Source organism: Roseomonas sp. USHLN139 (assembly GCF_037145735.1).
In the GTDB taxonomy this organism is placed as follows: domain Bacteria; phylum Pseudomonadota; class Alphaproteobacteria; order Acetobacterales; family Acetobacteraceae; genus Pseudoroseomonas.
On sequence record NZ_JBBCWY010000005.1, the window covers coordinates 82463 to 97877 of the forward strand.

General features: G+C 70.5%; 12 protein-coding genes. 5 read left to right on the top strand and 7 right to left on the bottom strand.

The genetic code is table 11. The features are described 5' to 3' along the window. Nucleotides 1-27: 27 nt before the first annotated feature. Both WFI16_RS15270 and ypfJ read left to right on the top strand, forming a co-directional pair. Nucleotides 28-216 carry a 4-oxalocrotonate tautomerase gene (locus WFI16_RS15270; protein WP_419898684.1) on the top strand — a complete coding sequence of 63 codons (189 nt, stop codon included), beginning with the start codon at nucleotides 28-30 and terminating at the stop codon, nucleotides 214-216. 178 nt (nucleotides 217-394) lie between these two features. Further along, entirely contained in the window at nucleotides 395-1273 is an 879-nt protein-coding gene (gene ypfJ, locus WFI16_RS15275) for a KPN_02809 family neutral zinc metallopeptidase (RefSeq protein ID WP_419898685.1), read from the top strand. 23 nt (nucleotides 1274-1296) lie between these two features. Here the strand turns inward: ypfJ and htpG are convergent, their stop codons facing one another. After that, nucleotides 1297-3123, bottom strand: coding sequence for a molecular chaperone HtpG (htpG, locus tag WFI16_RS15280; RefSeq protein WP_419898686.1), 1827 nt, complete (start codon nucleotides 3121-3123; stop codon nucleotides 1297-1299). A 139-nt stretch (nucleotides 3124-3262) separates the two neighbouring features. On the opposite strand from htpG, the gene WFI16_RS15285 reads away from it, so the two are divergent. Beyond that, entirely contained in the window at nucleotides 3263-4177 is a 915-nt protein-coding gene (locus tag WFI16_RS15285; protein ID WP_419898687.1) for a 3'-5' exonuclease, read from the top strand. A 172-nt stretch (nucleotides 4178-4349) separates the two neighbouring features. Next, nucleotides 4350-6857 carry a sensor domain-containing protein gene (locus WFI16_RS15290; RefSeq protein WP_419898688.1) on the top strand — a complete coding sequence of 836 codons (2508 nt, stop codon included), beginning with the start codon at nucleotides 4350-4352 and terminating at the stop codon, nucleotides 6855-6857. 1 nt (nucleotide 6858) lies between these two features. Here WFI16_RS15290 and WFI16_RS15295 read toward each other — a convergent pair whose 3' ends face one another. From WFI16_RS15295 to WFI16_RS15315, 5 genes are read right to left on the bottom strand one after another with little or no spacing between them, the layout of a single operon-like run. Continuing rightward, complete coding sequence (locus tag WFI16_RS15295) at nucleotides 6859-7290, bottom strand: MaoC family dehydratase (RefSeq protein ID WP_419898689.1); 432 nt, start codon at nucleotides 7288-7290, stop codon at nucleotides 6859-6861. Next, entirely contained in the window at nucleotides 7287-8840 is a 1554-nt protein-coding gene (locus WFI16_RS15300; RefSeq protein ID WP_419898690.1) for an acyl CoA:acetate/3-ketoacid CoA transferase, read from the bottom strand. Before WFI16_RS15300 ends, WFI16_RS15295 begins: the two co-directional genes overlap by 4 nt. Further along, the gene (locus tag WFI16_RS15305) at nucleotides 8837-10885 is read right to left on the bottom strand and encodes an ABC transporter ATP-binding protein (protein WP_419898691.1); all 2049 of its coding nucleotides are present in this window, start codon (nucleotides 10883-10885) and stop codon (nucleotides 8837-8839) included. Before WFI16_RS15305 ends, WFI16_RS15300 begins: the two co-directional genes overlap by 4 nt. Before the next feature lie 5 nt (nucleotides 10886-10890). Next, nucleotides 10891-11757 (bottom strand): ABC transporter permease, encoded by an 867-nt coding sequence (locus WFI16_RS15310; RefSeq protein WP_419898692.1) that lies wholly within the window; start codon nucleotides 11755-11757, stop codon nucleotides 10891-10893. Further along, on the bottom strand, nucleotides 11754-12764 hold the full coding sequence (locus tag WFI16_RS15315; RefSeq protein WP_419898693.1) for an ABC transporter permease: 1011 nt from the start codon (nucleotides 12762-12764) through the stop codon (nucleotides 11754-11756). The genes WFI16_RS15310 and WFI16_RS15315 overlap by 4 nt, the downstream gene beginning before the upstream one ends. Nucleotides 12765-12909: 145 nt before the next feature. Between WFI16_RS15315 and WFI16_RS15320 the strand changes: the two genes are divergently transcribed. Then, complete coding sequence (locus WFI16_RS15320; protein WP_419898694.1) at nucleotides 12910-13677, top strand: enoyl-CoA hydratase/isomerase family protein; 768 nt, start codon at nucleotides 12910-12912, stop codon at nucleotides 13675-13677. 39 nt (nucleotides 13678-13716) lie between these two features. Here WFI16_RS15320 and WFI16_RS15325 read toward each other — a convergent pair whose 3' ends face one another. Then, entirely contained in the window at nucleotides 13717-15330 is a 1614-nt protein-coding gene (locus tag WFI16_RS15325) for an ABC transporter substrate-binding protein (RefSeq protein WP_419898695.1), read from the bottom strand. Nucleotides 15331-15415: the final 85 nt, after the last annotated feature.

Genomic DNA, 15415 nt, shown 5'->3' on the forward strand with positions numbered 1-15415 from the left:
GGCACCATCAGGACGGAGACCCACCGCATGCCCATGATCCGCGTCGAAATGTTCCCCGGCCGCACCGCCGAGCAGAAACGCGCCCTCGCCAAGGCGCTGACCGAGGCCTTCGTCACCCACGGCAAGACCACGCCGGAGGCCGTCAGCATCATCTTCGTCGACGTCGCCAAGGAAGACTGGGCGACGGGTGGCGTGCTGGCCAGCGACAGGCAGTAAGGTCGGGGGGAAGTATCCCCCCGAATCCCCCCTCTATTTCTGTCGGAAAGAGAGGGAGGGGTGCCGGGCCGGCCTCTGCTGCCGGTTGTTCCTCATTGGCCGTTTCGCCTGCCTGCTTCCGCCGAGGCAACCGCCCGGGCCAAGGCCGCGTTGCCGCTGCGGCAGGGAGGGATGTGCCATGCGCCTCGGTGGACCGGAAAGCGACAATATCGAGGATCGGCGGGGCCGCGGCGGCGGCGGCCGGGGCGGCATCGCCGTCGGCGGGCTGGGCGGCGTCGCCATCCTGCTGGTCTGCCTGTTCCTGGGCATCGACCCCTCGGTGCTGTTCTCGGACGGCCAAAGTCCGGCCCCGGCGCCGACCCAGCGCGAGGCCAGTCGGGAGCCCGGCCGCGATCCTGGCGCGCGCAACGCCGCGCCGCAGGAGGACGCCGGCCGCCGCTTCATCGCCCAGGTGCTGGGCGAGACCGAGCAGGTCTGGACCACCCAGTTCCAGGCGATGGGCCGGCAATACCAGGCGCCGGTGCTGGTGCTGTTCAGCGGCGCCACCCAGTCCGGCTGCGGCGGCGCCCAGGCGCAGATGGGGCCCTTCTATTGCCCGAACGACCGCAAGGTCTATATCGACCTCGACTTCATGGCCCAGCTGCAGCAGCAGCTCGCCGCCCGCGGCGATTTCGCCGCCGCCTATATCGTGGCGCATGAGGTCGGCCATCATGTGCAGAACGAGCTCGGCGTGCTGCGCCGCGCCGAGGAGCTGCGCCGCAGCAACGACGCCAATGCCGTGCAGGTGCGGGTCGAGCTGCAGGCCGACTGCTTCGCCGGCCTCTGGGCCAAGCGCGCCAATGATGCCCGCCAGATCCTCGAGTCCGGCGATGTCGAGGAAGGGCTGAGCGCCGCCGCCGCCGTCGGCGACGACCGGCTGCAGCGCCGCGCCGGCGGCCGGGTGCAGCCCGAGAGCTTCACCCACGGCTCCTCCGAGCAGCGCGTCCGCTGGTTCCGCCGCGGGCTGGACAGCGGCGCGCTCTCCGCCTGCGACACCTTCGCGAACGGGCGGGGCTGAGCCCCCGCCCGTCCGCGTCCCGGCTACCTGAAGCTGCCGGCCAGCGCCTCGGTCACCTTCCGCGCGAAGGCGGCCGGGTCGCGCGGCGCATCGCCATCCTGCAGCCGGGCGAGGTCCAGCAGCGTGCCGGCGGCCTCGGCCAGGTCGGTCTCGCTGCTCTCGGCCAGCTTGCGGATCAGCGGGTGGCGCGGATTGACCTCCAGCACCGCGAAGCTGCCGCCCGCGCGCCCGGCGCGGCGCAGCAGCCGCTGCATCTGCAGGTCTGGCCCCATCGCCGAGGCGGAGAGCAGAACGGCGCTGTCCACCAGCCGGTCGGAGGCGCGGACCTCGGCCACCTCCTCCTTCAGCGCCTCGGTCAGCTTCGGCAGCAGCGAGGACAGATCGGTGGGCTCCGCGGTCTCGCCTTCCAGCGGCAGCTTGCTCAGGTCGATATTGCCCTGGGTGATGCTGCGCAGCGGCTTGTCCTCGAAGCGGTCGAGCCGCTCCGGCCAGAAGCTGTCGATCTGGTCGGCCAGCAGCAGCACCTCGACGCCGCGCGCCCGGAAACCCTCGAGCTGCGGCGACTTGGCCAGCGCCTCGGTGTCATCGCCGACCAGATAGTATATTTCTGTCTGTTCCGGCTTCATGCGCGAGACGTAGTCGGCCAGCGACGTCCAGCCCTCGGCGGACGAGGACCTGAAGCGGATCAGGCCGGCAAGATCCTTGCGGTGCTCGGCATCCTCGTAGAGGCCTTCCTTCAGGATCGGGCCGAAATTCTCCCAGAAGCCGGCATAGCTCTCCGCCTCCTTGGCGCGGCTCTTCAGCTCGCCCAGGACCTTGCTGGTGACGGCGCGGCGGATGCGGGCGAGGACCGGCGTCGCCTGCAGCATCTCGCGCGAGACGTTCAGCGGCAGGTCCTCGGTGTCCACCACGCCGGTGACGAAGCGCAGCCAGGGCGGCAGCATCCCCGCCTGGTCGGTGATGAACATGCGGCGGACATGCAGGCGGACGCGGCTCTCGCGCTCGCCCTCGACCGCCTGGAACGGCTTCATGCCGGGGACGAAGAGCAGGGCGGAGAAGTCCAGCGCGCCCTCGGCCCGCCAGTGCAGCGTCGCCCAGGGCTTGTCGAAGGCATGGCTGACATGGCGGTAGAACTCGGCGTAATCGTCCTCCGAGATCTCCGACTTGGGCTTGCGCCACAGCGCGGTGCCGGCATTGGCCGGCTCCTCCTCGCCGTCATGCACCAGCACGATGGGCACGGTGATGTGGTCGGCCCATTTGCGGATGATGGTCTGCAGCCGGATCGGCTCCAGGTATTCGCCGGCATCCTCCTTCAGGTGCAGGACGATGTCGGTGCCGGGCTCGGCGCGGCTGGCCGGCGCCAGGGTATAGTCGCCGCGGCCCTCGGAGGCCCAGGTCCAGGCCTCCTCGCTGCCGGCATGGCGCGAGGTCACCTCGACCCGGTCGGCCACCATGAAGGCCGAGTAGAAGCCGACGCCGAACTGGCCGATCAGGCTGGGCCGGTCCTCGGCCTTGGCATCGGCCACCTTGCTGGCGAAGGCGAGCGTGCCGGAGCGGGCGATGGTGCCCAGGTTCTGCCCCAGCTCCAGCTTGGTCATGCCGATGCCGGCATCCGAGATGGTGATGCTGCGCGCCGCCTTGTCCGGCAGGATGCGCAGCTTGCTGTCGGCCGGGACGGCGAGCTCCGCATTGACCAGCGCCTCGAAGCGGCGCTTGTCGATGGCGTCGGCGGCATTGGCCACCAGCTCGCGCAGGAAGATCTCGCGCTCCGAATAGAGGGCGTGGACCACCAGGTCGAGCAGCCGCCCCACCTCGGCGTTGAATTCATGCCGCTCCACAGTCTCGCTCACCGGTCCTTCTCCTTCAGGGTCGATCGGGCGGGCCACGATATGCGGGAGGCGGGGCCGGGATTCAACCGGGCACGACCCGCCGCCCGCCCTTGGCACCCACCCCCTGGTATCCGGCGCCGCTTCGGGGCATGCATCGGGGATGCAGCCCGAGACCCTGACCCGTGACGACGCCGCCCGGCTGGAGGCCATGGCCGAGCAGCTGACCGCCAGCGGCGAATACCGCGTGCTGCGCCGGATCGCTCCCCGTGCGCCGATCATCCCGCCCGAGGGCGTTCCGGTGCGGCAGGGCATCGTGCTGGATCTCGAGACGACCGGGCTCGATCCGACCCAGGACGAAATCATCGAATTCGCCATGCTGCCCTTCACCTATGGGCTGGACGGCACGCTGTATGCGGTGGGGGAGCCCTTCAACCGGCTGCGCCAGCCCTCGAAGCCGATCCCGCCGGCGATCACCAAGCTGACCGGCCTGACCGACGAGATGGTGGCCGGCCAGGTGCTGGACCCCGCCGAGGTGCGCCGCTTCGCCGAGCCGGCGGCGCTGGTGATCGCCCACAATGCCGGCTTCGACCGCCGCTTCGCCGAGAAATTCTCCGACATCTTCGCCATCAAGCCCTGGGCCTGCTCGCTGACCCAGGTGGACTGGAAGGCGGAGGGCTTCGAGGGCAGCAAGCTCGGCTACCTGGCGATGAAGCTCGGCCTGTTCTTCGACGGCCACCGCGCGCATCACGACTGCCAGGCGACGCTGGAGATCCTGGCCCGCCCGCTGCCGGAATCCGGCCTGCCCGCCCTGGCGCGGCTGCTGGAGACGGCGCGGCGCCCGAGTTTCCGCCTCTGGGCCGAAGGGGCGCCCTTCGAGGTCAAGGACCGGCTGAAGGCGCGCGGCTATCGCTGGAACGGCGACAACAACGGCCAGCCGCGCGCCTGGTGGATCGACCTGGACGAGGCGGCGCTGGAAGCCGAGCGGGAGTTCCTGGCGGCCGAGGTCTATGGCCAGATGCCCCGCCTGCCGGTGAAGCGGCTGACCGCGCTGGACCGTTTTTCCGAGCGCGGCTGAGGCCATCCGCCGGTGCCGGCCCAGCGTTGATTAGCAAACTGGCGATAAATTCCTGAGCAATATGTAAAAAAGTGAACGGCCACGCCGCGTCGCTGAGAGGCCGGCGGTGATGGCCGTGGCCTCGCCGGACCCGGTGCGAGGCCGGGCGCCCCGTCGCCGGAGAACCTCCGAAGTGAGCCTGACCGTGAACCCCGACGCCCTCGCCGTGCGCGAGTCCGACGCGCTGTACCGCCAGATGGTGCAGGGGGTGAAGGATTACGCCATCTACCTGATTGATCCGGCCGGCGTGGTCAGCAATTGGAATGCCGGGGCGCAGCGCGCCAAGGGCTATACCGCGCAGGAGATCGTCGGCCAGCATTTCTCCCGCTTCTACACCGAGCCGGACCGTGCGGCGGGCCTGCCGCAGCGGGCGCTGGACCGCGCGCTGCGCGAGGGCAAGTTCGAGGGCGAGGGCTGGCGGCTGCGCCAGGACGGCAGCCGCTTCTGGGCGCATGTTGTCATCGACCCAATCTTCGGCGAGGAGGGCGGGCTGCTCGGCTACGTCAAGATCACCCGCGACTTGACCGCCCAAGTCGAGGCCAGCCGCCGCACCACCGAGCAGGAGCGGCTGTTCCGCCTGCTGGTGCAGGGCGTCACCGACTATGCCATCTACCTGCTCGACCCCGAGGGCGTGGTCAGCAACTGGAATGCCGGGGCGCAGCGCGCCAAGGGCTATACCGCGCCGGAGATCGTCGGCCAGCACTTCTCCCGCTTCTACACGCTGGAGGACCGCCGCAGCGGCCTGCCGCAGCGGGCGCTGGCCACCGCCCTCGCCACCGGCAAGTTCGAGGGCGAGGGCTGGCGCCTGCGCCGCGACGGCAGCCGCTTCTGGGCGCATGTCGTGATCGACCCGATCCGCGACGAGATGGGCACCCTGGTCGGCTACGCCAAGATCACCCGCGACCTGACGGTGCAGAAGCAGCAGTCGGACCGGATGAAGGCGGTCTCCGACAATCTCGACCTGGCGCTGGCGCATATGTCGCAGGGCCTCTGCCTGTTCGACGCGCAGGAGCGGCTGGTGCTGAGCAATGAGCGCATGCGCAGCCTGCTGCAGCTGCCGGAGACCGCGATCCCGCCCGGTGCGACGCTCACCGACCTGCTGTGGGAGCTGCATGCCGACCCCGCCATCGACTACGAGGAGACGGCGGCCAAGGTCCGCGCGCTCCGCCTGGCGCATCTGGCGGCGCTCGCCGCGACACGGGAGACGGTGAACGAGGAGATGCTGCGGCAGGACCGCTACCTCTCGGTCAGCCACCGCGCCCTGCCGGCCGGCGGCTGGGTCACCACGCTCGACGACATCACCGAGCGCCGCCAGATCGAGGACCGCATCGTCCACCTGGCGCATCACGACACGCTGACCGCGCTGCCCAACCGCGTCACCTTCCGCGACCGGCTGGAGGCGGCGCTGGCCGCGGGCGCCCAGGCACGCTGCGCGCTGCTCTATCTCGACCTCGACCGCTTCAAGCCGGTCAACGACACGCTGGGCCATCCGGTCGGCGATGCGGTGCTGCAGAAGGTGGCGCAGCGCATCACCGCGCAGCTGCGCAAGAGCGACGTGGTGGCGCGGCTGGGCGGCGACGAATTCGCCGTGCTGATGGATGGCTGCGACCGGGTGCAGGAGGTCAACCAGCTGGCCGACCGGCTGATTCGCGAGATCAGCCGGCCGATGCAGGTGAACGGCCAGCAGGTGGTGGTCGGCGTCAGCATCGGCATCGCCTGCGCGCCGCGCCACGGCACCGATCCCGACCTGCTGCTGCGCAAGGCCGACCTGGCGCTGTACCGGGCCAAGGAGCATGGCCGCGCCTGCCACCGCGCCTATGAGCCCGACATGGAGCTGGTGGTGCAGCAGCGGCGTGCGCTGGAGCAGGATCTGCGCCGCGCCCTGGAGCTTGGCGAGTTCGCCCTGCATTTCCAGCCGATGGTCGATACCGGCCGCGGCCAGGTCACCGGCTGCGAGGCCCTGCTGCGCTGGGAGAGCCCGAAGCGCGGCCGCGTGCCGCCCGGCGACTTCATCCCCTTCGCCGAGGAGATCGGGCTGATGGCGGAGATCGGCGACTGGGTGCTGCGCGCCGCCTGCCACGAGGCTGCCGCCTGGGCCCAGCCGCTGACCGTCTCGGTCAATCTGAGCACGACGCAGTTCCACCGCGAGGACCTGCTGACCCGCGTCGTCCAGGTCCTGGCGGAGAGCGGGCTGCCGGCCGAGCGGCTGGAGTTCGAGATCACCGAGACCGCGATGATCGAGGACATGGCGGGCGCCACGGCCATCCTGGAGCAGCTGCGCCATCTCGGCATCCGCATCGCCCTGGATGATTTCGGCACCGGCTACTCGTCGCTGAGCTTCCTGCGCAACCTGCCCTTCACCCGCATCAAGATCGACCGCAGCTTCGTCCAGGACCTGGGCGTCAAGCCGGAGGCGGCGGCGATCGTGCGGGCGGTGACCGGCATGTGCGAGAGCCTGAAGGTCGCCGTCACGGCCGAGGGCGTCGAGACCGAGCGGCAGATGGCCATGCTGCAGGCGGAGGGCTGCGCCGAGGTGCAGGGCTTCCTGATCAGCCGTCCCTGCCCGGCGGCGGAGCTGGCGGTCTGGATCGAGGATTACGCCCGCGCCCAGGCCGGCGAAGCGGAGGAAGTGCTGGCCTGAATCAGGCGAAGCGCAGGATATGCGTCCCCACCAGGCAGGTCCTGCCTTCCTGGTTGGTCACCTCGAAGCGCGACAGCGACCTGGCCGGGCTCTCCTCGACCGCCTCGATGGTATAGCGGACGGTCAGGGCATCGCCGGCGAAGACCGGATGGGTGAAGCGGATGCGGTCATAGCCGGCCGAGACCGGCGTGCCGCGGCAGCCGGCGGCCGCCGCCCGCCGCGACATCAGCGACGAGGCAGCCGAGACCAGCGCCATGACATGCGCGCCATGGGCGATGCAGCGTCCGAAGACGGTGCCCCTGGCGAAGTCGGCATCGACATGCACCGGATCGTCATCGCCGCTGAGCGCGGCGAAGGCGATGATGTCCTCGGCCGGGAGCGCCCGCTGGAACTCGACGCTGTCGCCCGGCGCCAGCCCGGTCGCGCTGCTCATTCCGCCGCGACCAATGTCGAGAAGCGCTCCAGCGCGGCCCGCGACCGCGGCGCGCCCAGCCTTGCCGCCAGCCCCATCGGCCCCTCGGCGAAGAGCGACGGCTCCATTCTGCGCAGGGTGGGCGAGATCGCCGGCACGAAGCCCATCTGGTCGATGACATCCTTCTGCAGGTCGGCATCGGGCGCGATCTCGACCAGCTCCGGCCCCTGCTCGCCGAGGCGGAAGACGGCGCGCTCGGTGACATAGAGCACCGGCTGGCCACGCTCCCGCGCGAAGGCGCCGGAGAAGGTGACCTGCTCGACCTGCCGCACCGCCTTCGGTGCGCCATTGGCGGTCAGCGTGCCGCCGAAGACCACCGCCTTGGCGCCCTGGCTGATATTGACGAAGCCGCCCGGACCGACGATGCGCCCGCCGAAGCGGGAGACGTTGACATTGCCCGCCGCATCGAACTCGGCAAAGGACAGAAAAGCGAGGTCGAGGCCGCCGCCATCGTAGAAGTCGAACTGGTAGGGCTGGTCGACCTGGGCATCGGGCGAGCGCGCGGCACCGGCCTCGTTGCCGCTGGCCGGGGCGCCGCCGATATTGCCCTGTTCATTCGTCAGGCAGACGCGGCGCAGCACGCCCTCCTCGGCGGCGACATTGGCGATGCCGGTCGAGATACCGGAGCCCAGGTTGCAGATGGCACCTTCGAACAATTCGAGGGCGCCGCGCCGGGCGACGATGCGCCGCGGGCCGGCGGGCAACCGAGGAATATCTTCCAGGGCGACGCGCAGATGGCCGGAATAGGCGGCACTGTCCTCGGTCTCGAAGGTCTGCCACTGGTCGGGATCGACCACCAGCGCATCGACCAGGATGCCCGGCACCTTGACCATCTTCGGATGCAGGCTGCCGCGGGGGACGATGCGCTTGACCTGCGCCACCACCAGCCCGCCGGCGCGCCGCGCGGCCTGGGCGATGGAGAGCATCTCCAAGGTCACCGCCTCATGCTCCATCGAGATATTGCCGTCCTCGTCGGCGGCCGAGCCGCGCACGAAGGCGATATCCACCTTGAAGGGCTTGTAGAAAAGATGTTCCTCGCCGTTGAACTCGCGCAGCTCGACGAGGTCTTCGGTCGCCGCCTTGCTCTGGCGGCCGCCCTCCAGCCGGGGATCGACGAAGCTGTGCAGGCCGATCCGCGTCAGCAGGCCGGGGCGGCCGGCCGCCATTTCCCGCATCAGCTGGGACAGCGACCCCTGCGGCAGGGTATAGGCCTCGATCTTCTCCGCCAGCGCCAGGGCCGCGACGCCCGGGCTGTTGACGAAGGTGCCGGAGACGACGCGCTTCAGCAGCCCTTCCTGTGCCAGATGCCCGGCACCGCGCGTCTTGCCGTCGCCGAGCCCCACCGGATGCAGCGCGGTGAGGGCGCGCGGATGGCCGCTGTCGCGGAACCGCGCGCCGACCGCGGCTAGCAGCGCATCGGGCACCGCATGGCCGCCGCCGGAGCCGCCGATCAGCAGGGTGTCGCCGTCGCGCAGCAGCTGTGCGGCCTCGGCCGCGGACATGCGCCTCATGATGCGCTCCTTCGCGGAAGGGGCGCCAGCGCCCCGGGGAAATGGCAGGCCAGGCGATGGCCCGGCGTGACCTCTCTCAGTGGCGGCAGCGTGCCGCAGATGTCCTGCGCCACCGGGCAGCGCGCGCGGAAGGCGCAGCCCTGCGGCAGGCGCAGCGTGCTGGGCGGCTCGCCGCCGAGCAGCACGCGCTGCCGCCCCGGCTCCGGGATCGCGCTGGTCAGCGCCACCGTATAGGGGTGCAGCGGGCGGGTGATGACCTCGTCGGCCGGGCCCTCCTCGACGATGCGGCCGAGATACATCACGGCCACGCGGTCGCAGAAGGCGCGCACCACGGCCAGGTCATGCGCGATGAACAGGTAGGAGAGGCCGAGCCGCTCGCGCAGCGACAGCATCAGGTTCAGCACCTGCGCCTGGACATTGACGTCGAGCGCCGAGACCGGCTCGTCCGCCACCACCACCGCCGGCTCCAGCGCCAGCGCGCGGGCGATGGAGATGCGCTGCCGCTGCCCGCCGGAAAACTCGTGCGGGAAGCGGCTGGCGAAGCCCGGCTTCAGCCCGACGGTGTCGAGCAGCGAGCCGACCCGTTCCGCCGCCGCCGCGCGCGACGGCACGCGGCGATGCGCCAGCAGGGGTTCCGCCAGGATGTCGCCCACCGTCATGCGCGGGTTGAGCGAGGCATAGGGGTCCTGGAACACCATCTGCAGCCGCGGCCGCAGGCTGCGCAGCGCCGCCGGCGTCGCGGTGGTGATGTCCTGCCCCTCGAAGGTGATGCGGCCGGCGGTGGGCGCGTGCAGCCGCGTCAGCAGCCGGGCCAGGGTCGACTTGCCGCAGCCGCTCTCGCCGACGACGCCCAGGCTCTCGCCCCGGTGCAGCACCAGGTCGACGCCATTGACCGCATGCACCATCGCCGGCTGCGCGAAGATGCTCTTGCGCGGCAGGGCGAATTTCTTTTCAAGGGCCTCCGCCTGCAGCAGCGGCGGTTCCGCGACAGCTGGCGCGCGGCGCTCGGCGGCGGCGGGCACCGTCGGGCGCGGCAGGCTGCGGCCATCGGCGGTGACCCAGCAGCGCGCGCGGCGGCCCGGCGCCACCTCCATCAGCGGCGGATGCTCGCTGTCGCAGCGGGCGATGCGGAAGGGGCAGCGCGGCGCGAAACGGCAGCCGGGCAGCGGGTTCAGCGGATCGGGCGGCGTGCCCTCGATGGCGGTCAGCCGGGCGCCGGCCGGCGCCTCCAGCCGCGGCACCGCATTGACCAGCGCCCAGGCATAGGGGTGGCGCGGATCCTCCAGCACCTCTGCCGTCACGGCCTCCTCCACCACCTCGCCGGCATACATCACGGCGACGCGCCGGCAGACGCTGCCGATGACGCCGAGATCGTGGCTGATCAGCACGATGGCCGTGCCGAATTCCTGGTTCAGCCCGCGCAGCAGGTCGAGGATCTGCGCCTGGATGGTGACGTCGAGCGCCGTGGTCGGCTCGTCGGCGATCAGCAGGGCGGGATCGTTGGCCAGGCCGATCGCCATCATCACCCGCTGCCGCATGCCGCCGGAGAATTCATGCGGGAAGGCGGCGGCGGCGCGTTCGGGCGCGGCGACGCCCATGCGGCGCAGCAGCTCGATGCCGCGGCGGCGGGCCGGCCTGGGCGCCATCTTGCCGTGGCTGACGATATGCTCGGTGACCTGGCCGAGGATGCGCTTGACCGGGTTGAGGCCGGTCATCGGGTCCTGGAAGACCATGGCTGCGCGGTCGCCGCGCCAGTCGCGCAGCTCGCGCGGCGACATGGTCAGCACCTCGCGTCCCTGGAAGCGGATCGAGCCGCCGATGATGCGCGCCGGCTCCTGCAGCAGCCGCAGCAGCGACAGCGCGGTGACGCTCTTGCCCGAGCCGCTCTCGCCGACGATGCCGAGGGTTTCCCCCGGGCCGAGGGTGAAGGAAACCCCGTCCACCGCATGCACCGGGCCGGCATCGGTCAGGAAGACCGTGCGCAGCTCCTGCACATCGAGAACCGGGGTGGTGTCCTGCGCGGTCGGCGTCTGCGGGGCGGCCATATGGTTCACTGCGTCCGCCCCTTGGGATCGAGCCAGTCGCGCAAGCCGTCGCCGCAGAAGTTGAAGCCGACCACGACGGTCAGGATGGCGAGGCCGGGAAAGGCCGCGACCCACCACTGCTCCACCAGCTCGCGCCCTTCGGCGACCATCGAGCCCCATTCGGCCACCGGCGGAATCACCCCGAGCCCGAGGAAGGAGAGGCCGGCGAAGGTCAGGATGGCGTTGCCGAGGTCGAGGGTGATCAGCACGGCGAGCGGCCCCAGCGTGTTCGGCATGATGTGGCGCAGCAGGATGCGGCGCGGCCGCAGCCCGAGCACCGTCGCCGCCTCGACATATTCCTGGCTGCGCTGGACGAGGGCCAGGGCGCGGCCGAGGCGGGCGAATTTCGGCCACCAGACGACCAGCATGGCGAGCACGGTGTTCAGCGGCCCGATGCCGAGCGCCGCGGCGATGGCCAGCGCCAGGATGATCGGCGGGAAGCACAGCACCAGGTCGGTCAGCCGCATCAGCCCCTCATCCCACCAGCCGCGCGCCCAGGCGGCGATGGTGCCGATGGCGGTGCCGAGCAGGGCGCCCAGGATGACGACGGAGAAGCCCGCCGTCAGCGACAGCCGCGCGCCATGCAGCAGGCGGGAGAAGACGTCGCGCCCCAGCGTGTCGGTGCCCATCCAATGCGTGGCCGAGGGCGGCTGCAGCCGCGCCGTGACATCGACCGCGTTGGGCTGGTAGGGCGAGATCCAGGGCGCCAGCAGGGCGATCAGGATCCAGGCCAGCACGATGCCGCCGCCGAACCAGGCCGGGCCGTAGCGGCGCAGCCGGCGGCGCCAGCGCGGCGTGGCGCGGGGCAGGGCCGCGGCGGTGGTCGCGCTCACCGCCGCACCCGCGGGTCGAGCAGGGCGTAGGACAGGTCGACCGCCAGGTTGACCAGCAGGAAGGTGACCGAGACCACCAGGGTGATGCCGACGATCGCCGGGAAGTCGAGCGCCGCGGCGGAGCGGAAGGTGTAGCGGCCGAGCCCCGGCCAGGAGAAGACGGTCTCCGTCATCACCGCCCCCGCCAGCAGGTTCGCATAGGCCAGGCCGCCCAGGGTCACCACCGGCACCAGCGCATTGGGCAGCGCATGGCCGAGGATGGTGGCGCGCTCGCGCAGGCCCTTGGCGCGGGAGACGCGGATGTAATCCTGCTGCAGGCTGTCGAGCATGGCGGCGCGGGTGGTGCGGGTGATCAGCCCGATGGTCGCCGCCGCCAGCACGATCGAGGGCAGCACCAGATGCGCCACCGTGTCGCCGAAGGTCTCCCAGTCGCCGGCGACCAGGCTGTCCAGCAGGAACAGTCCGGTGGGTCCCTCGGGCGGGAAGGCGACCGGGTCGAGGCGTCCGGGCCCCGGCGCCCAGCCCAGCGCGCCATAGAAGATGGCCAGCATGATGAAGGCCAGCCAGAAGGTCGGCGCCGAGACGCCGAGCAGCGAGACGACGCGCGCCACGCTGTCGATCCAGCCGTCGCGCCAGACGGCGGCGGCGATGCCGAGCGGGATGCCGATCACCAGCGACAGCAGGAAGGCCACCGTGGCCAGCTCGATCGTCGCCGGGGCGTATTGCAGGATGTCGTCGAGCACCGGCCGCCGCGTGGCGATCGAGGTGCCGAGATCGCCCTGCACCAGCCCCTGCAGGAAGATGCCGTAGCGTTCCCACAGCGGCAGGTCGAGGCCCCATTTGGCGCGCCAGCGCGCCACCGTCGCCGGGTCGCTGGCGGCGATGTCCCCGAGCTGCGCCAGCACCGGATCGCCGGGAACGAAACTGGCGATCAGGAAAATCACAGCGCTGGCCAGGATCGCCATCATCGCGGCGGTCACCAGCCGCTGGACGATGTAGCGAGACATCGGCCGCAACCCTCCCTGCATGATTGCTTGCTTGGCACCGAGCCTTGCCGATCGACGGCGGCCGATCAACCCTCTTTCTGGGCTTGGCGGGTGAAAAATTGGAACGTTATAATCCAGGAAAACGCGCCCGGGGGAGAGGATGGCCATGCAAGGCGAAGTGCGGCTCGGCATCGAGGCTGGCGTGGCCGAGCTGCTGCTCGATCGTGCTGCGAAGCACAATGCCATGACGCCGGAGATGGCGGCGCAGCTCGCCCAGCATGCCCGCGCCATCGATGCCGACGACCGGGCGCGCGCCGTGCTGATCCGTGGCGCCGGCGAGCGCGCCTTCTGCTCCGGCAGCGACCTCAATTCGCTCGCGGCCTATGCCTCGGCCTGGCATTTCCGCAACCGCGTGGAATATGCGGCGGCGCTGCGCGGCCTCCGCAAGCCGGTGGTGGCGGCGCTGCAGGGCTGGACGCTGGGCGGCGGCGCGGAGCTGGCGCTGGGCGCCGACTACCGCATCGCCGCCACCGGCACGCGCATCGGCTTTCCCGAGGTGCAGCGCGGCTGGGTCGGCGGCGGCGGTGCCTCGCAACTGCTGCCGCGGCTGATCGGCCATGCGGCGGCGACCCGGCTGCTGATGCTGGCCGAGCCGGTCGAGGCGGAGGAGGCGCTGCGCCTCGGCCTGGTGCATGAGGTGGTGGCGCCCGAGGCGCTGCTGCCGCGCGCGCGCGAGGTGGCGGCGAAGCTGGCCGGCTTCAGCCCGGTCGCGGTGCAGTCGGTGAAGGCGGCGCTGCGGGCGGCGATGGAATCCTCGCTGAGCGCCGGCATCGCCTATGAGAACGAGATGAACGTGCTGTGCTTCAGCGCCGGCGACCACCTGGAAGGCATCCGTGCCTTCAACGAGAAACGCCCGGCCGACTTCGCGCGATGAGAGGGGGCCCGGAGCGCGCGGCGCTCCGGGCGTTTCATGTCAGGCCAGCGTGACCTTTCCCATGTCGAGCTGCCAGCCGGCGGCCGTGAGCGGGAAGGTCTTGATGCTCTTGCGCACGCCGACCTGGTAGGTGGGCTGGAACAGGATGAAGTGGTTGGCCTGGTCGACCACCTTCTTCTGCCATTCGATCCAGAGCTTCGCGGCCTCGCCCATGTCCTGCGATTCGGAGGCCTGCTTGACCAGCGCCGCCATCTCCGGCGGCACCTCCCAGCCGACGCGCTTGGCGACGCGCTCGACCACCGCCGAGGCCCAGAGATCGTTGGACACGGCCGGCGGGTTCCAGAAGGTCAGCAGCCCACCCTGCATCTTGCCGGTGGTATAGACGGTGCGCAGATTGACCTGGTCCATCGGGTTCAGCTTGGCGCGGATATTGACCCGCGCCAGGTCCGACTGGATCTTCTGCGCCAGCACCTGGTAGGAAACGCCGGCCACCGCGGCATTGCCATAGGCGATCTCCATCTCGAAGCCATCGGCCAGCCCCGCCTGCTGCAGCAGCGCGCGCGCCTTGTCGAGGTCCTGGTGGAAGCCGACCTCCTTCGCCACCTCCTCGGTGCTGCCGACCACGCCGATCGGCAGGAAATGCGCCGCCCGCGTCGCCGCGCCGCCCAGCAGGTTCTTCAGAATGCCGTCATAGTCGATGGCGAGGCCGATGGCGTGCCGCGCCTCCTTCTTCGACAGCGCCGGATTGGCCGCCGGATTCTGCGTCAGCGCCATATAGACGTGGTCGAGGCTGGGCAGCTTGTCGATGGTGACATTGGGATCGCCCTGGAGCGCCGCCACATGCTCGGGGATCAGGTTGAAGGCGGCATGCACGTCGCCACGCCGCACCGCCAGCAGCTGCGCCGCGCTGTCCGACAGATGACGGATCACCACCCGCTCGAAGTCGCTCTGGCCGCGCCAGTGGTTCGGGTTGCGCTGCAGCATGATCTGTGAATTGCGTTCCCAGCGCACCAGGCGGAAGGCGCCGGTGCCGGCGCTGTTGCTGTTCAGCCACTCGGTCGCCTTGTCCTGGTCGCGCGCCTCCGGCCCGGCGACGGCGCCGTTCTTCACCAGCACCGCCTTCTCCATCACCGAGCAGGCCGGGTTGCAGAGGATCGGCAGGATCGGCGCGTTGGGCGCGTTCAGCACGAAGTCGACGGTATTGGCATCGACGATCTCGACCCGGTCGACGGCCTTGATATAGACCTGGGTCTGTTCCTTCAGGCCGATCAGCCGGTCGAAGCTGAACTTGACGTCTTCCGCCGTCATGGTGGCGCCGCTGGCGAACTTCACGCCCTGGCGCAGGGTGAAGCGCCAGCCCTTGCCGTCCGGCGTGCGCGCCCAGGCGGTGGCCAGCGCCGGCTTCGGATTGACGTAGTCGCCCGCCTCGAAGGTCATCAGCGTGTCATAGCAGGCGGCCAGCGTCATCGGCGGTGTGTATTGCGCCTGGCGCGCCGGATCGAAGGTGATGGTGTCGCTGGTGTCGAGGCCGATCACCAGCGTCTCGCGCCGCGATTGCGCCTGCGCCATGCGCGGCGTCAGGAAGGGTAGGGAGGCGGCGCCGAATCCAAGCAACTGCGCCAGCTCGCGCCGGCGAAGACTGATGATGTTCATGGACATTTCCTCCAACGCCGGGAATGATAGCAGGAAGATCGGAACGTTCCAATTTCCCGTGAGGGGCTGGACGAATCCAAAAAGA